General features: G+C 63.0%; 22 protein-coding genes and 1 pseudogene. 5 read left to right on the forward strand and 18 right to left on the reverse strand.

Annotated features, from left to right (window positions below; translation table 11 throughout):
* Positions 1–21: 21 nt before the first annotated feature.
* From ABIA96_RS00125 to ABIA96_RS00150, 7 genes are all read right to left on the reverse strand, one after another.
* The gene (locus tag ABIA96_RS00125) at positions 22–1521 is read right to left on the reverse strand and encodes an HlyD family type I secretion periplasmic adaptor subunit (RefSeq protein ID WP_354134989.1); all 1500 of its coding nucleotides are present in this window, start codon (positions 1519–1521) and stop codon (positions 22–24) included.
* On the reverse strand, positions 1521–3341 hold the full coding sequence (locus ABIA96_RS00130) for a type I secretion system permease/ATPase (RefSeq protein ID WP_354135690.1): 1821 nt from the start codon (positions 3339–3341) through the stop codon (positions 1521–1523). Before ABIA96_RS00130 ends, ABIA96_RS00125 begins: the two co-directional genes overlap by 1 nt.
* Before the next feature lie 202 nt (positions 3342–3543).
* Complete coding sequence (locus ABIA96_RS00135) at positions 3544–4734, reverse strand: calcium-binding protein (RefSeq protein ID WP_354134990.1); 1191 nt, start codon at positions 4732–4734, stop codon at positions 3544–3546.
* A gap of 600 nt (positions 4735–5334) precedes the next feature.
* Positions 5335–5583: a DUF7662 domain-containing protein gene (locus tag ABIA96_RS36595; protein ID WP_502918794.1), complete on the reverse strand. Its 249-nt coding sequence runs from the start codon at positions 5581–5583 to the stop codon at positions 5335–5337.
* Between the two features lie 91 nt (positions 5584–5674).
* Positions 5675–5980: a hypothetical protein gene (locus ABIA96_RS00140; protein ID WP_354134991.1), complete on the reverse strand. Its 306-nt coding sequence runs from the start codon at positions 5978–5980 to the stop codon at positions 5675–5677.
* Positions 5981–6041: 61 nt separating this feature from the next.
* Positions 6042–6209, reverse strand: coding sequence for a hypothetical protein (locus tag ABIA96_RS00145; RefSeq protein WP_354134992.1), 168 nt, complete (start codon positions 6207–6209; stop codon positions 6042–6044).
* Between the two features lie 267 nt (positions 6210–6476).
* Positions 6477–6773 carry a hypothetical protein gene (locus tag ABIA96_RS00150; RefSeq protein ID WP_354134993.1) on the reverse strand — a complete coding sequence of 99 codons (297 nt, stop codon included), beginning with the start codon at positions 6771–6773 and terminating at the stop codon, positions 6477–6479.
* A gap of 203 nt (positions 6774–6976) precedes the next feature.
* On the opposite strand from ABIA96_RS00150, the gene ABIA96_RS00155 reads away from it, so the two are divergent.
* On the forward strand, positions 6977–7801 hold the full coding sequence (locus ABIA96_RS00155; RefSeq protein ID WP_354134994.1) for an outer membrane protein: 825 nt from the start codon (positions 6977–6979) through the stop codon (positions 7799–7801).
* A gap of 356 nt (positions 7802–8157) precedes the next feature.
* Positions 8158–8527 (forward strand): annotated as a pseudogene (locus ABIA96_RS00160) (SOS response-associated peptidase family protein); the annotation flags it as partial.
* Positions 8528–8624: 97 nt separating this feature from the next.
* Here ABIA96_RS00160 and ABIA96_RS00165 read toward each other — a convergent pair.
* The 11 genes from ABIA96_RS00165 to ABIA96_RS00215 all read right to left on the reverse strand — a co-directional run bounded on the left by ABIA96_RS00165 (position 8625) and on the right by ABIA96_RS00215 (position 20099).
* Positions 8625–9305, reverse strand: coding sequence for a response regulator transcription factor (locus ABIA96_RS00165; protein WP_035970992.1), 681 nt, complete (start codon positions 9303–9305; stop codon positions 8625–8627).
* Positions 9306–9588: 283 nt separating this feature from the next.
* Positions 9589–11166 (reverse strand): Do family serine endopeptidase, encoded by a 1578-nt coding sequence (locus ABIA96_RS00170; RefSeq protein ID WP_354134995.1) that lies wholly within the window; start codon positions 11164–11166, stop codon positions 9589–9591.
* 222 nt (positions 11167–11388) lie between these two features.
* Positions 11389–11868 carry a cytochrome c-type biogenesis protein gene (locus ABIA96_RS00175; RefSeq protein WP_354134996.1) on the reverse strand — a complete coding sequence of 160 codons (480 nt, stop codon included), beginning with the start codon at positions 11866–11868 and terminating at the stop codon, positions 11389–11391.
* A gap of 4 nt (positions 11869–11872) precedes the next feature.
* Positions 11873–13855, reverse strand: coding sequence for a heme lyase CcmF/NrfE family subunit (locus tag ABIA96_RS00180; RefSeq protein ID WP_354134997.1), 1983 nt, complete (start codon positions 13853–13855; stop codon positions 11873–11875).
* Positions 13852–14361: a cytochrome c maturation protein CcmE gene (gene ccmE / locus ABIA96_RS00185; protein WP_354134998.1), complete on the reverse strand. Its 510-nt coding sequence runs from the start codon at positions 14359–14361 to the stop codon at positions 13852–13854. The genes ABIA96_RS00180 and ccmE overlap by 4 nt, the downstream gene beginning before the upstream one ends.
* A gap of 37 nt (positions 14362–14398) precedes the next feature.
* Entirely contained in the window at positions 14399–15514 is a 1116-nt protein-coding gene (gene ccmI, locus ABIA96_RS00190) for a c-type cytochrome biogenesis protein CcmI (RefSeq protein ID WP_354134999.1), read from the reverse strand.
* Positions 15515–15644: 130 nt separating this feature from the next.
* The gene (locus tag ABIA96_RS00195) at positions 15645–15914 is read right to left on the reverse strand and encodes a hypothetical protein (RefSeq protein WP_354135000.1); all 270 of its coding nucleotides are present in this window, start codon (positions 15912–15914) and stop codon (positions 15645–15647) included.
* A gap of 100 nt (positions 15915–16014) precedes the next feature.
* Positions 16015–17418, reverse strand: coding sequence for a hypothetical protein (locus ABIA96_RS00200; protein WP_354135001.1), 1404 nt, complete (start codon positions 17416–17418; stop codon positions 16015–16017).
* 148 nt (positions 17419–17566) lie between these two features.
* Positions 17567–18940, reverse strand: a complete 1374-nt coding sequence (locus ABIA96_RS00205; RefSeq protein ID WP_354135002.1) for an ATP-binding protein — start codon at positions 18938–18940, stop codon at positions 17567–17569.
* 103 nt (positions 18941–19043) lie between these two features.
* Complete coding sequence (locus ABIA96_RS00210; protein WP_354135003.1) at positions 19044–19715, reverse strand: response regulator transcription factor; 672 nt, start codon at positions 19713–19715, stop codon at positions 19044–19046.
* Positions 19716–19943: 228 nt separating this feature from the next.
* Complete coding sequence (locus ABIA96_RS00215) at positions 19944–20099, reverse strand: hypothetical protein (RefSeq protein WP_177248457.1); 156 nt, start codon at positions 20097–20099, stop codon at positions 19944–19946.
* 233 nt (positions 20100–20332) lie between these two features.
* Here ABIA96_RS00215 and ku point away from each other — a divergent pair, with 233 nt between their 5' ends.
* The 3 genes from ku (at position 20333) to ABIA96_RS00230 (ending at position 21985) form a co-directional block, all read left to right on the forward strand.
* Positions 20333–21319 carry a non-homologous end joining protein Ku gene (ku, locus tag ABIA96_RS00220; RefSeq protein WP_354135004.1) on the forward strand — a complete coding sequence of 329 codons (987 nt, stop codon included), beginning with the start codon at positions 20333–20335 and terminating at the stop codon, positions 21317–21319.
* Positions 21320–21377: 58 nt separating this feature from the next.
* Positions 21378–21614, forward strand: coding sequence for a hypothetical protein (locus ABIA96_RS00225; RefSeq protein WP_354135005.1), 237 nt, complete (start codon positions 21378–21380; stop codon positions 21612–21614).
* Positions 21615–21802: 188 nt separating this feature from the next.
* Positions 21803–21985, forward strand: coding sequence for a hypothetical protein (locus ABIA96_RS00230; RefSeq protein WP_354135006.1), 183 nt, complete (start codon positions 21803–21805; stop codon positions 21983–21985).
* Positions 21986–21989: the final 4 nt, after the last annotated feature.

Genomic DNA, 21989 nt, shown 5'->3' on the forward strand with positions numbered 1-21989 from the left:
TTCAGGCGCACCTTGGGCCAGCTAGTTCTCCCGCATGCCGCGCCGTACCGCATCCGTCATCGGTTGCGTCAGATAGGCCAGAACAGTGCGTTCGCCGGTAGCGATCAGAACGTCGGCCATCATCCCGGGCTTGAGCTTTTCGCGTATCTTCTCGGGAAATTGCGCTACCTGCACCGAGACCTTGACCTCATAGTAAGGTTGATGCGTCGCTTCATCGCGAACCGCATCGGCTGCGATCGAAAGGACTTCGCCGACGGCGATCGGGGTAGAGCGCGCCTTGAACGAAGGAAGCCGGATTTCCGTGGGCAACCCGACCTGTACATGATTGATATCAAGGGACGCCACCTTTGCCGCCACCACGAGCACGTCATTGTCGGGTACGACCTCCATCAGTACGTCGCCGGGCTTGATCACGGCACCAACGGTGTGGACTTTCAAATTCACGATACGTCCGGAGCGCGGCGCACGCACGTCCATCCGGGCCAGAACGTCAGCGGCGACCCGCAGCTTCTCGCGTGCATCGGCAAGTTGCGCCCTCGTCTCAGCCAGCTTGGCAGTCGCTTCCTCCAGGACCTTCTGTCCGACCTGGTCGATCTGCAGCCGCGACTCGTCGATGACGCGTCCATAGCGGGCGATGTCGGCCTCGTAGGCGCCGATCTTTCCGTCGAGCTCGGCCTTGGTGCGCTCGAGAGTAGCGACGCGTGCGAATGCAACGATTCCCTGATCGGCGAGCGGCTTGAGCTTGGTGTATTCCTGGCTCACACTATCGAACTGCGCGCGCGATGCCTTGCTTTGCGCATTGCCCCCCTCGATCTGACGTTGCGCCTGCGCGATACGCTCATCAAGGATTGATATCTCGATTTTTCGTGCAGCGCGCCGTTCGTCGAAGCGCCGCTTCTGATCGCCCATCGCGCGTTGCGCCGATGGATCCGAGGCCTTCTGCGCCAGCTCGGCGGGGAACGTGATCTTGTCGCTCCCGTCGGCTTCGGCCTGGAGGCGCGCCTCCTCGGCGACCGCCGAATAAACAGCTGAGCGCGCAATCTCCTCTTTCGCCCGCTCCTGAGTTGGGTCGAGCCGCAACAGGATTTGCCCCTCTGCGACATGAGCGTCACCGGTCACCATCAGACTTTGAACGATGCCGCCCTCAAGGTGCTGCACGGCTTTTTTGTCGCTCTCGACCACCACCAAGCCCGTGGCCACCACGGCGCCATCGATCGAGGCCAGGGCGGCCCAACCGCCAAACACGACGAATGTGAAGAACACGATGGCAAAGCCCCGCCTCGCTGGGGTGTGCCAATCGCCGGACGGGCCACCAGGGCCTCGCCCCGAGCCCAAGCGCGAAAGCATCGGTCCAATGGCCATCGCAAGACGAGGAAGCCGCCTTGCCAGTGACTGCAAGTTGGCGATGGCGCCGGGCAACATGTCGCGCGCGCGAGGCTTGCCGCTCGCGCTCAGGCGCGTCAGAAGCTCAGTGAATTCACTTTGAAGCGTGTTCTCTTTGACCGACATCATGTTGTCCATCATTGCCTCGTGGCGTGAGCTGGACGCGCCGGCTTCGAAAGAGGCACGTTGAGGGGAGCGCCGCCATAATGAGCTTCGACTTGGTGACGGCGCTCACCCGGCGTTCCCGTATCACGATGAAACGGCGTGACCGCTTGCCCCAGCAGCACGGGAAGAAGTTCGTCGCGTGTCCCGACCCGCCCAAGGCGTCCTTCGTGCATGAAGACGATCTTATCGACCAGGGCAAGCAGGTTGGGGCGGTGATTGATGATCACGACCGTCACGCGATGCTTCCGGAGCGTCTGGATCGCATCTGCGAGTGCGCGGTCGCCATCGCCGTCCAAATTGGCATTCGGCTCGTCGAGCACGACCAGCACGGGCCTGCCGAACAGCGCGCGCGCCAACCCGATGCGCTGCCGCTGACCACCCGAAAGGCCAGCCCCGTTATCGCCGATGACGGTATCATAGCCTTTCGGAAGCCGTTGGATCATGGCATGCGCGGACGCCAGTTGCGCAGCCTCGACGACCGCTTCATCCGTCGCGTCCTCGCGGAAGCGAGCGATATTGTCGCGCACCGTGCCGGCGAACAGTTCGACGTCCTGCGGAAGATACCCCAGGCGTTCCCCAAGGAAATTGGGATCGAAATGCCTTGTGTCGTTCCCATCGATGCGCACGCAACCGCGAACGACGGGCCAGGAGCCGACTAGAGCGCGGGCCAGCGATGATTTTCCGGAGCCAGACTGTCCGACCACTGCGACGATCTCGCCGGGGGCCAAGTGGAAAGAAACATCTGCGACCGCCGGCATTTGGGATCCGGGTACGAGCACTGTGACGGCTTCGACCGAAACCTCGCCAGCCAGTGGCGGCAACCTGGTCGGCGGGCGCTCTGAGGCCCGACTCTGAAGCGCGGCGTCGAGCCGTGCATACGACGTACGCGCGACGACGATGGCCTTCCACTGCGATACGGCTGCTTCCACCGGCGCGAGCGCCCGCCCCATGATGAGCGATGCCGCGAACAGAACGCCTCCCGATATCTCCTGCTGGATCGCGAGGTAGGCGCCGACTCCCATGATCGACACCTGAAGAGCCATCCGCAGAAATTTGGATATCGCAAGGAGCGTGCCTCCGCGCTCACCCGCCCGGGCGCCGTCGAGAAGCGCCTCGCCATGTGTTGAGCTCCAGGCGGTGCGCACTGCAGGTCCCATTCCGAGCGCTCGGATCGCCTCGGCATTGCGTAGCGAGGATGTCAATCGGTCCAGGGCATGAAGGTTTTTCGATGCGGCCGCAATGAGCGGTGCCTTGGTGGCGCGCTCATTGAGGAAGGCCAGCAAAAGGATGGCAACTGCACCAGTCAGAGCGACCAAGCCGATCAAAGGATGGAGAAGGAAGCATATTGCCAGGAATATCGGTGTCCACGGCACGTCCATCAACGACGTGATCACTCCGCCCGACAAGACCTCGCGCAGAGTGTCCACGTCACGAAGCAGTTGGACGTGATGCGAGCTGCTCGTGCTCAGGGAATGTCCCAGCGCGGTCTCGAAGACTTCCCCGGAAAGGAGCTGGTCGAACTGAAGACCGACTTGTACCAGGACCCGGCTGCGAAAATGCTCGAGTGCCGCGTAGCTGACGAATACCGCGAGCGCGATCAGCGAGAGCAGCAGGAGGGTCATTCCGTTCCGGCTCGTCAGCACACGGTCGTAGATCTGCATCGTGTAGAGCGGCGAAACGAACACCAGCAAGTTTATGAAGATCGATAATCCACCGGCCGCAAGCAGGCCAGGACGTATCTGACGGAACCCATCCGCGAGCGCGGAAGCCTTTGCCGAAGCGTACATGTGCATATCCGGGCGACCCTTGATCGGGTAGCGGCAAGCAGTTGAAATTTGCATGTGATCGAGCGCGAGCGCTCGCATTCCAACATTCCGCCGTGCGCAGAATGGCACCCGGCTCGCGGTCACTGCGACCGCAAGCGATCCCCTAGGCAATTCTCATACGCGGGGCGTGCCCCGCGTATGTCTCTGTAGACGAAAACGATCCCTTAACTCAGAAGTGCCACGCGTGATGGTCAGTATGATGACTGATCAGATCCGTCAGGTGGGTCGCGGCATCCGTGTGGTTGGAAGCGGCATCCGTTGCGCCGCTTCCACCCACAGTCGGAGTCGACGTTGTGGACGTCGGGACGATTGCCGGCGAGGCCGTCGTTGCGGTCGTCGCAAGCTGCGAAAAATCGAGCCCATGGTGATGGTGGTGGTGGTGCTGGCCACTATCGGTCGTCGATGTCGAACCACCGGACGAACTGCCGCTGCTTGAGCCCGTGGTCGTGCCGCCGGTGGTCGTACCACCGCCCGCGGCGGAACCTGTGCCGCCGCTCGATCCGGTAGTTGTGCCACCGCTCGAACCGGTCACGGGTGTTGTGCTACCGCCAGAACTGCTCGTCGAGCCTCCGCCGGTGCCTCCAGCCGGAAGCGTCGTGCTCGTGCCGGTGTTGTGCTGCAGAAACACGCTCTGCAGCGCTGACGAACTCTCGAGTGCCGTGTCGCCGTTCTGCGAACCCCACGCATAGGCGTAGTCGAAGGCCGGATGTGGAACGGCCGCCGCCCAATGAGCGAGCATCGTCTGTTCCTGCGCGGCGGTCGGCATCACGTAGTGGCCTCCGCTGTCGTCGGCCCAGTTGCCGCCGCCGAAGGTCTGGAACACCGGGACGATGTGGTCCGCCGAAATCCCCGCGGACTCGGCGGCCGCCACGGCCTTGTCGATCATGCTGTAATCGACCGTGCTCATGTCCGACCGCACCGGATACGGATCGATCCCGAACAGATCGATGTGGGTGCTGGTCGGGTTGTAGGTGTTCGCGTAAGTCGGATTTTCCGAAGACCCCATGTTCATCATGGTGATGAAGGTCTTTGCGCCGGGAACGTTGGCGTGGATATAGTCCGACTCAGCCTTGAGGTTGGCCGCCGTCACCAGCGTATTGTACTGGCCCGTGGGATCCGGCTCATCCTTGAGGTAGAATCCGTAGACTTTCGGATTTCCGATGTAGGCCTTCACTGCGTCAATGAAGCTCTGAGTGACGCCGCTGCCCTGATCAAGGTAGACCATGCCCTGCACGCCGGCCGGCAACGCATTGAGTTCGCTCACCGACGAGACGTCGGCCAAGTTGAAGCCCGCCGCTGCTGGCGCGTAGGTACCCTGCGCGTTGATGTTGTTCCCTGCAGTGTAGTGTAGTGTTGCCAAATCGATTCCCCTATTGTGCTGAATGCCCCCAGCGCCCACAAGTCTGAGCGCAACCGACGTCTCATTGCGGATCAACGTATGTTTACGTTTGAGGCAGGAATTTCGGTTCGATTAGGCGGAACCAAGGGATTATTGTGCCCAAACTTTGGGCGCGCAATTGCGCCACAACGGCCCCGCAAATTTTCCATCCACGGCATTCAACAGTAATTTCAACGGCCTCGCGCGAGATGCGGATGTTCAATCCACGGCCCGTTGCCACATCGCCGACGCACAACGGGATCGCGTCGATGAACGGCGAAACCCAAACCTTTACGAGACCGGGTGGGGTGCGAAACACAACTCGCGCTCTGGTCCATCATCGCGAAGGTATCATCGTCATGCCTGCCCAGCGCCACGCATCATCGTGCTTCTGGTATGAGATCGGGTGACGACCACGCGCCCCTTCAACACCACGAGGCGCGTCGAGCTGAACAATCGGGAGCGGCAAAAAGATCAGTCGGCCGCGGCCACGTCGAGCCGAAAAGCTGATACGACCGGCGGTCTGCGTTTAGCCAGCGTAGTCAATATTGGACCAGCAGGTTGGAGCGCAAGCGGCGACCGTTAGGCTCGATGAAATTCGACCGCTTTCCGCGCTAGAGAGACCCTTGCCTCAAAGCCGGCGAGAAGCCACGCCTTGGATTGCGTGTGACCGGCTTTGCGGGAGCTTTCATTTCCCCACCATGCACTGAATTTGTAGGCGGAGGCGGGCAACGGTCGTCCGAGAATTACTTCGATTTCCGCAAATGTGAGTCGAACGTCCGGGCCCCGCACGTTCCCCAACCTCATTCGCAATGGATCGTAGATAGACATGAACGCCACAATTGTTGCCGCTTCACCCACGCATTCACGTGCGGTGCCTCCCAAAAGGGCAAGCGTTTCCAAGAAGAACGGACGGAATCGTTCAGTGCGCGTTTCGACCTACGTCTCTGAGGAGAGCATGGAGAAAGTTGCTGGCATGGTCGTAATGTGCGCGGCCATCGGCGATCTGGCGCGCGGGCGGGCTGAGTATGGAGCCAACAGTTTCGGGGCCGAGCGGCTGCGTGGGGGCCGACCATAGCTCGAGTAGATAGTCAGGAATGTCTTTGGTTGACACGAATAGCTGCAATATCCGGTTTTCAGCATCATGCTGGTGATCGTGGTGAGCCCTCCCTGCATAAAGAGCAAACAAGCCACGAAAAGCCTCACGGGAAACGACTGACTTCACCATCGCAATGTCCCCCTTAACAACACCCGCGTGGTCATTTAGCCCCACCATAATCGGCGGCGGCTCAACCGCGCTCCATGTTCATGTTCATTTCCATTTCTGCTTGCTCTTCGGACAAGCGCCTTTCGAGGTATTGCCGCTCGATTTCACTTAGATTCGTTTTCAGCAGCCGCCGATATCGATCAATGTTGTTTCTATTGGTTCGCAAACGAACAATTCTTTCTTCGGTCATCGTCCATCTCCCGACGGGCGTCGTCGCAATCATTTCCTAAAAATAATGGTGGTCCCCCACAATGGTGGTCCCACTATGAATAACGGCAGCCGACGTAGGCTGGTCATGATCGCCTGAGCACTGGCGAACACTCAGTCACAATCATTTTTCGACTTCAAGGTTAGTAGGATTGTCTACCAAATCAAGCCCAAACGTGGCGCAAAGGGGGTAGACCGGTCGCGCGCCGGATGTTGCGCCGCGAAGCATCGGGTCGTTACGCGAGCGGGATCATACCCGCAACCGGCTTGATCCGCGTCTCAAGGTGCCGCCGTTCGCCGCAATCTTCACATCGACGAGCAGGCGATCGATGGTGGCAGCGCTGATTACCAGAACACGATCTCGATCCGCCTGGCCAAGCTGCAATCGGCAACGCTCCGTCACCGCCGACACCACTTCGCGCCACGCGCCCATACTGATCTTTTCCGCCAAGGTGGGCGGAGCGGAAGCGAAACCCATCTTGCGCGCTGCAATTCCAAATTTCGGTAAAGTGGAATATTTCTGAGGCGGAGCGTTGATGGGTTTCACCCTTCGACCAAGGGTCTCGGGCGATAGCCGCGTGGAACTTCACGGCTCCATTTTTCAACCGCACATTAGACCCGAGCAATAGGCACCATGAAGGCGGCGCACTGAGAGCGACTTGCACTATTTCACAAGGTGTTACCTGAAGTGCACAGGCATCGTTTCGCGCTTGTGGTTAAATAGGTCCGCCAGGCAACGGGAGAAAGTCTGTGCAGACGTGGATTTCTGCTGCTATCGCCACGATCGTGATCACCGGTTCGGTCAACGCGGCCGATCTCGCGCCAGTGTACAAGGCGGCGCCTGCGGGAGCGGCACCGGTCGCCTACAGCTGGTCCGGGTTCTACCTGGGCGGGAGCGTGGGCGTCATGTGGAGCGGTACAGGGGCGGACCCCGTGTCTTTTACGACCACCGGCGTTGACTTTTCCGGGCGCCAGGCCGTTGGCCAATTTCCGAGGTTCGGCGTCGGTGATACCGCTTTCGCCGGCGGGGCTCAGGTTGGATACAATTTCCAGTTCGGGTCAAATTGGGTCGCAGGTATTGAAGCCGACATCAACTCCAGCGGCCTGAACAAGACCGACACGCGCGTGTTCCCGGCGACCCCTTTCATCGGCGGCGGCATCATCGACGCCAATACCGAATCCGCTACCCAAAAGCTGGGCTGGCTTGGGACCGTACGCGGTCGCCTTGGGTTTACGACCCTGAACAACAGGTTGCTTGCGTTTATGACCGGTGGCCTAGCCTACGGCAGGGTCGATGACAGTATCTATACCATTGGCGTGCCAGACGGCGCTGGCCCATTTCTGATCAGTGCCAACTCGGCGGCGGTTCGCGTGGGGTGGACGGTGGGCGGCGGCCTGGAGTACGCATTTTCCAGCAACTGGAGGGCCAAGTTCGAATACCTCTACTACGATCTTGGCGCGCAAAACCTCACCCTGGATTACGCCCCGCTTCCGGGCGATGCGGGCAATACGATCACGTATAGATTTCGCAATAACGGCAATCTGGTGCGCGTTGGCCTGAACTACGGCTTCTAGAGATAAACGGGACGTCGTCGCCGCGGGTTACCTCTCTGGCCATCCGGCAGAGCCACGCCGTGAGGGTGACAGTTCCTGAGAGCGAGAACGCATCAGGCGCGGCCAATTCGGGCTGAGCATTGACCTGCGGCTCTGTGTTACGGAGATCAAGAATGAGCGATAAGGGTCGACTTGCGGTCGCAATCGGGAATGCTGCGCTACGCGTCTGGGCCGAGCTGCCGCGGGATATCCAGGAGCGCCTCTTCGAAGACGCTGTCAAAGGCGAGGAGTCCCTCCGGCAGGAGCTCGCCGTCTATCTTCACGACCACCATCCACGGACAGCGCATCCCGCCAAACCTACTGCTTTGGCCTGAACACGCTGCGTCGTGTGGTTCAACTTGTTCGAGCGAGGTCGACAAGGCCCAAGGCGGCGACATCTGGCTCGCTCTCGACGAGACCCGTCCGCTCGCCTGATTCTGCATATGGACGAACTGGACGTCGGTCCGGAAGGTCAAGGAGGGCGAGACCACCAACGACCTGTACGCGATCCTGACGATCGAGCGAATGCCGAGGTCGGTGCAACAATTCACCCTCAGGCGATGCCCTTGATCCTGACGGCGCCTGACGAGGTGGAGATCTTGGATGAGAGCCGCTTCGGACGACGCACTGAAACTGCAACGTCCTGAGACGGACGGAGCACTCCAGAGTGTCGCCCGCGGCTTAAGGAGGATCCGGCCGGGCTATTGACTTGGCGACGACGTAAACCGCCTGCCGCAAACTCGAAGCGGACGTATGGTAAGCGATCGGCGGGCCGAAATCACACAATCCCTATTTTTACAGAGCTTCAACGTATCCCATCACGGATCATGTACCCGGCGCCGCGGATCGTGTGCAGCAGCGGCCGCTCGAATCCCTTGTCGATTTTGGAGCGCAGCCGCGAAATGTGCACGTCGATCACGTTGGTCTGCGGATCGAAATGATAGTCCCAGACGTTCTCCAGCAGCATGGTGCGTGTCACCACCTGGCCGGCATGCTTCATCAGATATTCGAGCAGGCGGAATTCGCGCGGCTGCAGCGTCAGCTCGTCCTTGCCGCGGGCGACGCGGTGAGAGAGCCGGTCGAGCTCGAGGTCGCCGACACGGTAAAGCGTATCCTCGGCAGGTCCCCCGCGGCGGCGCGACAGCACCTCGACGCGGGCGAGCAGCTCGGCGAAAGAATAGGGCTTTGGCAGATAGTCATCGCCGCCGGCGCGCAAGCCCTTGATGCGGTCATCGACCTGTCCGAGCGCGGAGAGAATCAGCACCGGCGTCGAGTCGCCCTTGTCGCGCAGCGAGCCGATCAGCGACAGCCCGTCGCGCTTGGGCAGCATGCGGTCGACCACCAGCACGTCGTAATCGCCGTTCTCGGCCATGGCGAGGCCCTCCTCGCCGTCACCGGCGAGGTCGGCAATGTGTCCGACCTCGCGAAACGCCTTCACGAGATAGTCGGCGGATTCGCGGTCGTCTTCAATGATGAGGAGGCGCATCGTGCGTTCGGCGGCGGTCAAGGAGGTCAACCTTCTCTGAACATGGCGCGAGCGGCAATCGCATGCAAGCCAAGCGAACGAGACTTAGGTAGGCAAAAAGGCGGGCGGTGAAGCTGGGGGGACCTCACCGCCCTAGGCCTTCCGACGGAGGGGGGCGTAATTCCACCGGAAGGTAGGCAGGGGGAGCAGGCGTTGCGCTGCTCCCCGGAAGAGTGCCGGCGGCGGGGGCGACTGATGCCGACGACACCCTTCATCTCGCAAGCCTCCTGAGGCTTAGCCCTTGTCAGCCCTTGGCGATGGGCACTGCGACGAAGCGCGACTGGCCGCCGCTCTTCACGCGCATCAGGACGCTGTTCTTGTTGTCGGTCCGCGCCGTGTTGATGGCATCGCGGACTTCTCCGGCGCTGCTCACGCTCTTGCCGCCGACTTCGAGAATCACGTCGCCTTCCTTGAAGCCGCGTTCGGCCGCGGCGCTCTTCGGATCGACTTCGGTGACGACGACGCCGTCCTTGCCGGCGCCGGCCACGGAGTTGGCGGGCGCAACCGTCATGCCGAGCTTCGGCACATCGGTGCCCTTGCTCGCGCCCTTGCCGCTGCCGTTATCGGTGTCGGCCTTGGCCTCAACCGTGTTCGGCAGTTGGCCCAGGGTGAGGTTCACGACCTTGTCCTGGCCCTTGTGCAGCACGTTGAGTTTCACGGTCGCGCCGGGCGCCAACCCGCCGATGGTGCGGGCGAGTTCGCGGGCGTCCTTGACGGATTCGCCGTTGACCGACGTGATCACATCACCGGACTCGACACCTGCCTTGGCAGCCGGACCATTCGCCTGCGGCTCCGCCACCAGCGCACCTTCGGCCTTCTTCATGCCGAGGCTGTCGGCGATGTCGGATGTCACTGGCTGAATCTGCACGCCGATCCAGCCGCGGCTGACCGAACCCTTGTCCTTGAGCTGCGCCACTACGCTCTTCACCGTGCTGGCGGGGATCGAGAACGCGATGCCGACGCTGCCGCCGGAGGGCGAGTAGATCGCAGTGTTGACGCCCATCACCTCGCCGTTGGTGTCGAAGGCCGGACCGCCGGAATTGCCCTTGTTCACGGGCGCGTCGATCTGGATGAAATCGTCATACGGACCGTTGCCGATATCGCGACCGCTGGCCGAGACGATGCCGGCGGTCACGGTGCCACCGAGGCCGAACGGATTGCCGACCGCGAGCACCCAGTCGCCGATCCGCGGCTTGCCGTCGGCGAGCTTGGCGAACGAGAAGTTCGAGCCGCCCTCGACCTTGATCAGCGCGAGATCAGTGCGCTGGTCTGTGCCGATCACCTTGGCGCTGTAGGTCTTGCCGTCGTCGGTGGTGACCTCGACCTTGTCGGCGCCGTCGACCACGTGGTTGTTGGTCACGGCAAAACCGTCAGCGGAGATAAAGAAGCCGGAGCCCTGGCCCTGCACGACGCGGCTACGACCACCCTTCTGGCCCGGGAAACCATCGGGACCGCCAAAGCGGCGGAAGAAACGCTCCATCGGCGAGCCCGGCTGGAACGGCGAGGCGGAATCATCACCGTCGTCGTTGCTCGCAGCCTTCTCCTTGATGTTGACTTTCACCGAGATGACCGAGGGCTTCACCCGCTCAACGATGTCGGCAAAGCCGATCGGACGTTCGACCTTCTTGACCTCGTTGTTGACCTGCGCGTGCGCCGGGGTGGAGAACAGGTCGGTCGGCGACGTCGACGGGCTGAAGCCGTGAACGGCGATGCCGAGACCGGCGACGACCGAGGCCATCAGCGCGATTCTGCGGGCGGAGAACACCGAACGGCGGGGCAGCCGGTGGGACGGAAGGTTCGTGAAATCGGGACGGTCGGTCATGCAGAGCTCCAGGGCCTTGAAATCCATTCGGTGCCTGATAGTGGCACCTTACGGAGCTGAAGATGGGGGCTTCCGCCTTACCGCGCGCTGGCTGGGGGGTTAAACTTTTGTAATGAAGCATGGTCCGCGATGCGGCAGTTTATCACAGGCCAAAAGTCGCAGCGTTACAGGAACTTAATAGGGTTTCGGCGACGGATGCCGATGAGCCCACCGACCAACTAATTAGGGCGAACTCGCTTCGTCGGACATCAGCGCCGCAAGCCGCGCTTCTTCCTCAGGCGTCAGCGGCGGCGGCACATCTGCGCCAGCCTGCACGCGGCGTCGGTTTTGCCGCCACAGCGCGAAGCCGCCACCGGCCAGCAGCAGCGGCGCGAGCAGCCACAACAGCATGGTCTGCCGTTCGAAGCGTGGCTTCAGCAGCACGAACTCGCCGTAGCGCGCGACCAGGAAGTCGAGCACCTGCGAATTGCTGTCGCCGGCCGCGATCCGCTCCCGCACGAGGAGCCGCAGATCGCGCGCGAGCGGCGCATCGGAATCATCGATCGACTGGTTCTGACAGACCATGCAACGCAACTCGCGCGACAATTCGCGGGCGCGGCCTTCCTTCACGGGATCTGACATGACCTCGTCGGGCTGCACGGCGTGCACCGCGGGCATAGCCAGCAGCATGAGTGCGACGATCGCAGACATCATCCGGCGCATCGGATCACTCCGCCGGTTGCAGGCGTTGCTTGGCCCGCGCCGGCTTCGGCGCACCGACCCGCAAGCGCCGGTCGGACAGCGACAGCATGCCGCCGAATGCCATCAGCACGGGGCCCCACCAGATCAGCAGCACCAACGGCTTGTGATAGATACGCACGGCGATCGCGCCTTCGGCGGTGACGTCACCGAGCGAGATGTAGAGCTGGCTCGCGCCGCGGGTCAAAAGCGCAGCTTCCGTGGTGGAGGAGCCGCGTGTTGTGAAGCTGCGTTTCGACGGCGTCATGACGCTGAGAGCGTTGCCACCCCGACTGACGTTGAACTGGGCGATCATCTCGCGGTAGTTCGGCCCCTGGCGCTCGAGCAAACCGTCGAGCTTCAGATCATATCCGGCGACCTGCGCGACGTCGTTCGGCTTCATCGTCGCGATATATTCGCTATTCCAGGTGGTCTCGCAGACGATCCCGATCAGCGCGACACCCAGACCGGCATGCGCGAACACCGTACCCCATGCCGAGCGCGGCAGGCCGCGGGCGCGGTGCAGCGTCGTTGCGAACGGCAGGCGAAACAGGCCGGTTCTTTCGGCCAGATCCGTCACGGCCCCGGCGATGACGAACACGCCAAGCCCGATTGCCAACGGCGCCAACGCGCTGCCGCCGCGCGTCCAGGCCCAGACAAGAGCGATCACAACGAGGCCTGCGACGCCGGCCGCGAGCAGGCGCTGGGTGACGCCGAGCAGATCGCCCCGCTTCCATGCCAGCATCGGCCCGAACGGCACGGCCAGCAGCAGCAGAACGAACAGCGGAGCGAAGCTGAGATTATAGAACGGTGCGCCCACCGACATCTTGAAGTCGGCAAGCACTTCCATCGCCAGTGGATAAAGCGTTCCGAACAGCACCACCGCACAGGCCACCGTGAGCAGCAGATTGTTCAGCACCAGCGCGCCCTCTCGCGAGATCGGCGCGAACAGGCCACCCTGCTTCAACGAGGTCGCGCGTCCCGCGAACAACGACAGGCTGCCGCCGATGAACAGGCAGAGGATCAGGAGAATGAATACGCCGCGGGTCGGATCATTGGCGAAAGCGTGGACGGAGGTGATGACGCCCGAGCGCACCAGGAAGGTGCCGAGCAGCGACAGCGAGAAGGTCAGGATCGAAAGAAGGATCGTCCAGACCTTCAGCGCGTTGCGCTTCTCCATCACCAGCGCCGAATGCAGCAGCGCAGTGCCGGCGAGCCACGGCATCAGCGACGCATTCTCGACCGGGTCCCAGAACCACCAGCCGCCCCAGCCGAGCTCGTAATAGGCCCAGTAGGAGCCCATCGCGATGCCGAGCGTCAGGAAGATCCAGGCGACCAGCGTCCACGGCCGCACCCAGCGCGCCCAGGCCGCGTCGATCCGCCCCTCGATCAGCGCCGCGATCGCGAAGGAGAACGAGATCGAGAAGCCGACATAGCCGAGATAGAGCATCGGCGGATGCACGGCGAGACCAATGTCCTGAAGCACCGGATTGAGGTCGCGCCCCTCGATCGGCGGATTGACGATGCGCAGGAACGGATTCGAGGTGATCAGGATGAAGAGATAGAAGGCGCTCGCGATCCAGGCCTGGACTGCGAGCACATGCGCACGCAGTGACAGCGGCAAATTGTTGCCGAAGGCGGCAACGAGACCGCCGAAGAGCGCCAGGATCGACACCCACAACAGCATCGAGCCTTCATGGTTTCCCCACACCCCGGTAATCTTGTAGATCAACGGCTTCATGGAGTGGGAATTCTCGTAGACATTGGCGACGGAAAAATCCGAGGTCACGTGCAAGGTCACGAGGGCGATGAATGACGCGCCGACGAACAGGAGCTGCGCCAGCGCGGTGGAGCGCGCCACGTTCATCAGCGCGGGATCGCGCAAGCGTGCGCCGATCATCGGCACGAAGGACTGGATCAGCGCCAGCGCGAGCGCCAGCACCAGCGCGTAATGTCCAGCTTCCGCGATCACCGCACCGCTCCCTGTGAATTGCCCTGCGCCGTCGTCGCCGAAGGCTTGATGCCATCAGACGCCTTGGCGCCGTAGTCGTCCTTCCAGTGCCCCTGCTTCTTCAGGGCATCCGCAACATCCTTGGGCATATAGGTCTCGTCGTGCTTGGCGAGCACGGTGTCGGCCTTGAACACGCCGTTGGCGTCGAGCGCGCCTTCGGCGACGACGCCCTGCCCTTCGCGGAACAGATCGGGCAAAATGCCCTTATAGGCGACGGGCAGCTTGGCGCCGCCGTCGGCGACTTCAAACGTCACCGCGAGATTGTCGCCGCGCTGGAGCGAGCCCGGCTGAACCAGGCCACCGAGACGAAAACGCTTGCCCGGCTGGACATGCTTTTCGGCCACCATGGTCGGGGTCGAGAAGAACACGATGGAGTCGCGCAGAGCATTGAGCACCAGCGCGGCCGCGAGCGCGAGCACTGCGAGCGAGCCGCCGATGATGGTCATACGTCGCTGCTTGCGCGTCATGGCGTATCCGTTCTCCGCTCGTCTCGTGCTGCGACTCTCATCCGTCGAGCCCGAGAGTCTTGAGGCCTTCGTTGAGCTGGCGCAGTCGTTCGGAATCTTTGGCAACCGCCTGGCGGGCGTCGGTCGAGGCGCCCAGGGCCTTGTCGCGATCGCCCATCACCTGATAGGCGCGCACCAGACGCAGCCAACCCTCGACATCGTCGCCGTTCTGCTTGAGGCGCGTGGCGAGGCGTTCGACCATGCTGCGGATCATCGCGTTGCGATCGCCGTCGTTCATCTCCTTGGACGCTGCGATCGTCTCGTCGGACAGCGCCGGCATCGTTACGCCGCCACCGCCGACCCGGGCGAGCGAGGTCTGCACCAGGTGCCGCCACGGCGCATCCGCCGGCGCTTTCGCCAGCAGCGCCCGCCAGATATTGGCCGCATCATCCTTGCGGCCGTCCTGCTCGGCAGCGAGCCCAAGGAAGTAGTTCGCCTTGGGGTCGTCGGCGCTGAGCGCATGCGCACGCTCGAACTCGGTCTTGGCTTCCGCCGTCACCACGCCGCTGGCGGCGGCCGCGATCGCTTCGCCGAGATCGGAGCGGCGCTCCGCGCTCTCGCCGTTATAGGCGATCGAATTGCGGTAGGCGCGCACGGCGTCGTCGAAGCGGCCGAGCCGCTCCAGCACCGGAGCGAGCACATTCCAGCCGCGGCCATCGGTCGGATTCTTTTCCAGATGCTGCTGGACCTGTGCCACGAGATTCTCGAGCGACTGCGCCATGCCCTGGCCCGCTCCGCGCTCCCGCTGCGCCAGCGGGAAGTCGCGAAGCGCGGGCGAACCGAGCGGAACGTAAATCGCGGCCGCGACCAAAGGCAGGCCGACCAGCGCCAGCACGGCAGCCGCGCGGCGCCATTTCAGACTGGATGTCGGCGCCAGCGCAGCCTCGCTCCCGGCAGCGGCGAGCAGCCTGCGGCTGATCTCGACGCGCGCCGCCTCGGCTTCAGGTAGCGCGATCAGTCCTGAGGCGAGATCACGCTCGATCTCGGCCAGCTGATCCTTGTAGACCGCGACCTCGCTGCCTTGATTGTCAAGGCGTCCGCCACGGCCGAGCGGCCAGAGCACGGCGAATATCGCCGCGACGGTCATCAGCGCGAACACGAACCATAGCATCATCTGGCAAGCTTCCGGCAGCGCGCGAGCCGCGCCTGCAGGTGGCTTTACACCACGGCCGGACGATGCGGCAATTGACAATTGTCAATTTGGCGCGAGCGCACATAGTCCGAAATGGTGAAAATCCAATGGCTTAGCTGATCTCGAAGTCAGCGCTTTGAGCGGCGTCCTCGCCATGCCCGTTCAAGGCCCTCAGGAAGTATGTTCCCGGCCCGATTGCGTCAGGCAATCTAATGCGCAACGCCCCGACTGGAACGGGCGACGCAACCCTGGTGACGGTCTCAGGCAGCTGCCGACCGCTTGCCTTCTCGACCAGCACCACCTTCGCGCCGACCATCAGCCTTTGATATTTGGCAACAATGACGCGGTTTTCAATTTCGATGGAGCTGATAACGGGTTTCATGCGCCCACAGATAGAAATTCCAGAAGCTTGCACGGAGACCGTAGGGCCCACAACCGGCATCGTCAACTACAAATTGTGATCACGAAAAGATGCGCCTGGATCAGCTTGCGCGGGTCGATTTGCGCTCGCCCGTCGCCGCGTTCTCTGCGGCGCGGCTCATCAGCGAGGCATAATCATCGCCGAACAGCACCTGGCAGAAGCGGATCGCGGCCTGCACCTGCTGCTGCCGGTAGGTGCGAACCTTGTGATCGGCGGCGCGGAGCGACTGCACCAGCTGCTCGGTCGACCGCTCCACATATTGCTGCAGGTCGGAATAGGTGCGCAGCGTCACCTCGTTGATCGCGAGCTCGCTGGCATAATTGCGGCAAGTTGCGACGAAATCGATCAGCGCCACGGTTTCCTCGACCTCGGTGCTGTCGATCCGTGCGCCCGGCGGAATGTCCTTCTCGGCGCGCTGGCGCAGGATGCGGCGGACGCGGCCGGGAACGCTGTCGATCTCGGACTGAAGCGCGTTGGAGATGTCGGCCCGGATCGAGGTCAGCTGCTTGCCCCAGGGGGAATCGTTGCGCAGATCGAGCTCGGTGCGCAGGCCGCGCACGCCGTCATGCAGCGCCTTCAGATTGTCGGCGACGGTCTCGAAATGGCCGCGCTTGATATCCATGCGCAAATTGGCGGCAACACGCGTCAGATCGTGCAGGGCGATCGTGACGGCGACGCCGTAGGGCGTTGCCGCGACGCGGATCTCGTCGTCGGACGCGGCGATCTTGATAGCGAGGCGAATGATCTGCCACGGCGCGGTCATCCGCTGGACCACCACCGACATCGCAAATGGCAACATTTGCGGGGTCTGGAGCACGGGAATGTTGAGCGCAGCGGTCACCGAGGCGATCTGGGGATCGCCGAATGCGCGCAGGAAGCGCGGCAGTTTTTCATTGAGTGTGCCGATGGCCTCGCGAACGGCGAGCACCGCGCCGATCGAATAGAGGTCCTCGATCACGTTGGGTGGACCGACGCGGGCAAGCGCGCGCGACTTGTCGCCGCCACCGGGCCCCGTCAGCTCGAAGATGGCGCCCGCGGCCACGGCCTGGAGCTTGAGCGCCAGCGCCTCGACCTGTCCCGCACTGTCTGACGCTGGCATGCGTGCCAGCGCCGCCTCGAATTCTGCCAGCTTGTCCGGGGCGCCATCGCGGCCGAGCCATTGCCAGATCGGATGTAGCGAGGAGCGGCGAATCTGTCCGGCCCGGGTCGGCGCACCGGCCTCGACCAGGAAGGGTTCCAGCACCTGGAACAGCAATCGCGACAGATCGTCGGTGCGCGGCGGCGGAGCTTCGTCGACCTCGGTCTTGCGCACAATTTTGCGCAGCTGCTCGAGCACGAGGGTCGCTACAGCGGTGTCCTGGCCGCGCTCAAGCGCGCGCTCGAACTCCCGCATCAGCAGCGCCTGCGCCTGCGGCGGGAGCTGCGCGAGATATTCCCTCAGCCGCTCGATCGATGTCTGGCTCATGCGCCCGGGTAATGCACGGTAAAATGGCGGACGTAGGATGCGTCCTGCACGATCATAGGTGGGTGCGCCTTAAGAAGCCGTTGAGGAAGTCGCTCCGAATACCTCGGGTTTCACCCGGAAGCCCAAATAATCGTTTGGGATCAGAGGATTATATTCCCGGCAGCACCAGCTCTGCCCGCAGGCCCCCGATTGGCGCGCTGCCGAGCGAGAGGCTGCCGCCATAGAGGGCGGCAAGGTCGGTCACGATCGACAGCCCGAGCCCGGAGCCCGGCTTGGATTCGTCGAGCCTTTGGCCGCGCCGGGAGACCTGGGCTCGCTCGGCCTCGGAAAGACCGCGCCCGTCGTCATCGACGATGAGCCGCAGCCGGGGGCCTGCGCCGGCCTGCGGGGCCTCGACCAACACCTCAATGAAGACGCGCGAGGCTGCCCATTTGCAGGCATTGTCGACGAGGTTGCCGACCATCTCCTCCAGATCCTGCCGCTCACCGCGGAATTTCGCCGACGGATCGGCCTTGGCCTCGACGGCAATGCCGCGGCCGCGGTGGATCTTCTCCATGGTCCGTCGCAATCCTTCGATGGCGGGCGCAACCTCCGTCACGGTACCGACGATCGAGACGCGGGCCGCGATGCGGGCGCGCTCCAGGTGATGGGCGAGTTGGTTGCGCATCACGTCCGCCTGCTCCATCACCTTGGCCGAGAACGGATCGGCGGCATGCGTTCCGGCCTCATTGACGATCACCGACAGCGGCGTCTTGATCGCATGCGCGAGATTGCCGACATGGGTGCGGGCGCGCTCGACGATCTCGCGATTGGCATCGATCAGCGCGTTGGTCTCGCGCGCGAGCGGCGCGATCTCGACCGGGAATTCGCCCTCGAGCCGCTCCGCCCGCCCGGAGCGGATGTCGGCGATCGATTCCGAGATGCGCTTGAGTGGCGCGAGACCGAAGCGGACCTGGAACACGGTGGTCAGCAGCAGCACGATGCCGAGCGCGGTGAAGGTGCCGCCGAGATAATAGTCGAAGCTGCGCGTCTCGTCGAAGATCTCGGTGTCATCGCCGGCGACGCTGACAAGGTATTTGCCGTCGGCGCCGAGATCGACGGGACGCTCGACCATGCGCAAATTCTGCCCCTCCGGCCCGTCGACATAAGCGAGGCGAATGCCGGCCGCGGTGAGCTCGGTGCCCTGGTCTTCCAGTTTCGGCAGCTTCTTGTCCCAGAGCGAGCGCGAGGACCGTACTTCCGGCTTCTCGGTGTCGGTGCGCGTGATCTGCCAGTACCAGCCGGACAGCGGCAGCTCGAACAGGGGCTCGCCGAGCGACTGGAACTGACGGTCCGGCGGCTCGTCGGGGGTGGCGACCTCGGCGATCAGGGTGCGGAGATAGAGGTTGAGCCGGCGATCGAAGGCGCGCTCGGTCGCGTTCTTGTAGACCGACGACAGCACCACCCCGGTGATGGCCAGGATCACCACGAGCCAGGCTGTCGCCGACAGGAACAGGCGGTTGGCAAGCGAGCTGGCGGGCATCGGAATGATCCCGGAAGCCCGAGGGGGCATGGCGTCGGCGGTCATGGCACGACCAAGGCCCCTGTCCGATCGCTCGTCAAGCCCAGATCACTCAAGCCCCGTTTCAAGCCCCCTGGGGTGGCGGGGTCAGGAGATAGCCGAGGCCGCGGACGGTCTGGATGATGTCGACGTCGAGCTTCTTGCGGATACGGCCGACGAAGACTTCAATCGTGTTGGAGTCGCGGTCAAAATCCTGGTCGTAGAGATGCTCGACCAGCTCCGTGCGCGACACGACGCGCCCCGAATGGTGCATGAGGTAGGCCAGAAGCCGATATTCGTGCGAGGTCATCTTGACGGGATTGCCGGAGACGCTGACCCGGCCCGTTCGGGTGTCGAGCGTGACTGGTCCGCAGCTCAATTCGCTCTGGGCATGCCCGGTCGAGCGGCGCAGCAGCGCGCGGATCCGCGCCAGCACCTCCTCCAGATGGAACGGCTTTGCGACGTAGTCGTCGGCGCCGGCATCAAAACCCTGGACCTTGTCGCTCCAGCGGTCGCGCGCGGTGAGGATCAGCACCGGCATGGTGCGGCCGTTGCGGCGCCAGGCTTCCAGCACCGAGATGCCGTCCTTCTTCGGCAGGCCGATATCGAGCACCACGGCGTCATACGGCTCGTTGTCGCCGAGATAATGCCCCTCCTCGCCGTCGAAGGCGCGGTCGACGACATAGCCGGCGTCCGTCAGCGCCTTTGTGAGCTGACGATTGAGATCGGGGTCGTCCTCAACAACGAGCAGGCGCACGCTTCTCTCCGAGATGGCTGCATCAACTACGCCAGAGATGAGCAATTCCGGCGTGAACTGAATATGAACGCGGGGAACCGACCGCGTTACTTTTTGGTCATATACGACGTGTTCGGAACAGACGCGACTGCGCCCGCCAATCGACGGGGCGAGCCGGCGGCATGACGGGCGCAATGTGCGGCGTGTCGCAGCGAGTGGGAAGGTCCGCCCTTCCCGTAGAATTGGCCGTCAGGTCCGGAAGAACACGAACCAGATGACGGCGAGAATCAGGATCGCAAGCCCGGTCGAGATGGCAAGCAGCGCGGCCACCGACGGGCCAGGCTCGCCTTGGCGCGCCTCGGTTGCAGTTTCGACGATCTGACGGTCCTCGCGTGTGGTTGCCATGGTGGCCTCAATCTCTGAAAGTCGCCTCCGATGACCGCGACGTCATCACGGCCCTGTGTCCAGAGCCAACGCCCCATCCGAATTGATGTTCCGGTTTTTGCCATTGGATTGGGCCGAACCGCGAGGTCAGCGACTGGTTAACGCAGTTGCAAGAATCCGCACCGAGCCGTGTATGATTCGCAGTTCCTCGATGGTATCCTCGTCTTCTGTCCCTGTTGCGTTTGGAGTAACCCATGGCCCCCCGTGCCAATTGGAAGGGTTTTTTGCGCCTCTCGCTCGTGACCTGCCCGGTCGCGCTGTATCCGGCCACTTCGGATACCGAGAAGGTCTCGTTCAACCAGATCAACCGCAAGACCGGCCACCGGATCAAGTACCTCAAGGTCGACGCCGAGACCGGCGACGAGGTGACCTCCGAGGACATCGTCAAGGGCTACAAGGTCGACACCGATACTTACATCGAAGTCACCAAGGACGAGCTCGACGACATCGCGCTGGACTCGACCCACACGATCGAGATCGACGAGTTCGTGCCGAAGACCGACATCGACAGCCGCTATCTGATCCGCCCCTATTACCTCGTGCCTGACGGCAAAGTCGGCCACGACGCGTTTGCGGTGATCCGCGAGACCATCCGCAGCATGGACAAGGTCGCGATCGGCCGCGTGGTGCTGACCAACCGCGAGCACATCATTGCACTCGAGCCGCTCGAAAGCGGACTGATGGGCACGCTGCTGCGTTACCCCTACGAGGTCCGCAGCGAGGGCGAATATTTCGACGACATCCAGGACGTGAAGCTGACAAAGGACATGCTCGACCTCGCCAAGCACATCGTCGAGAAGAAGTCCGGCGCGTTCGAGCCCGAGTTGTTCGAAGACCATTACGAAACCGCGCTGATCGATCTCATCAACAAGAAGCGTTCGGGCGCACCGATCGCAGCCAAGGCCACACCGAAGAACGGCGGCAACGTCATCAACCTGATGGACGCCCTGAAGAAGAGCCTCGCCAGCGAGAAGGACACGGCTCCCGCGGCGAAGGTCTCCAAGGAGACCGCGAAGGAGACCGTCAAGGCCAAGAAGCCGAAGAAGCGCGTCGAGGGCCAGCGCGAGATGCTGCTGCCGATCTCGGGCAAAGGCGGCAAGGACGCCGCCGCCAAGGAAGCGGCTCCGAAAAGGGCCGAAAAGCCGGTGCGCACGACGACGCGGACCAAGAAGGCTGGCTGACGGCATCGCCTCACCGATCGCGCTGTGACGTCTCCCCTCAACGATCGGGCTGCCTGACATGCCCTGGTCGACGCCGTTCGACGATCCGATCGGCTTGCGCGGTGGACGCAGGCTGCGCACGCTGCAAGAGGCCGCCGACTTCATCGTGCAGCTGCCTGAAGCCGAGCAGCAGGAGCCGCGCTGGCAGACCGCGATCGAGATGCTGATCAACGCAGCCGAGACCGGTGGCGGCTGGCTGATGTTCGCGCGCGTCGGCATGCTGCGTGCGTTGAACGCGGGCGACCGGCGCGGATGAGCCGTGATCGGCATGCTTGCTGATCGGTTAACGAACAGCCTCAGCAATCCCTTAAGCGGCCGGGTCACTTTCGGCGCGACGATGCCATCGTGTCGCACCGAGTATTCCTACGGAAGCTAAAATTAACTTCCGATTCCCCTTGCGCGCACCATGGTCCGGCCATCGATTGAGCCAGGGTTCGCAGCTTCGTGCCGCAGCAGGACGCCAGAAAGAACTACATCGGCATCGTGAACGACACGACCGAGGACGAGCGCGTCGCCGACAATGCGGCGCGCATGCAGCCGCATGTGGTGGGCTATCTGGTCGACTGTCTCGCGGCCGTGCTGGGACGCGCGCGCAAGGATGCGCCGGGACGCACCACCACGGGTTGAGGCG

This window comes from Bradyrhizobium sp. LB11.1, assembly GCF_040549385.1.
Classification (GTDB): domain Bacteria; phylum Pseudomonadota; class Alphaproteobacteria; order Rhizobiales; family Xanthobacteraceae; genus Bradyrhizobium.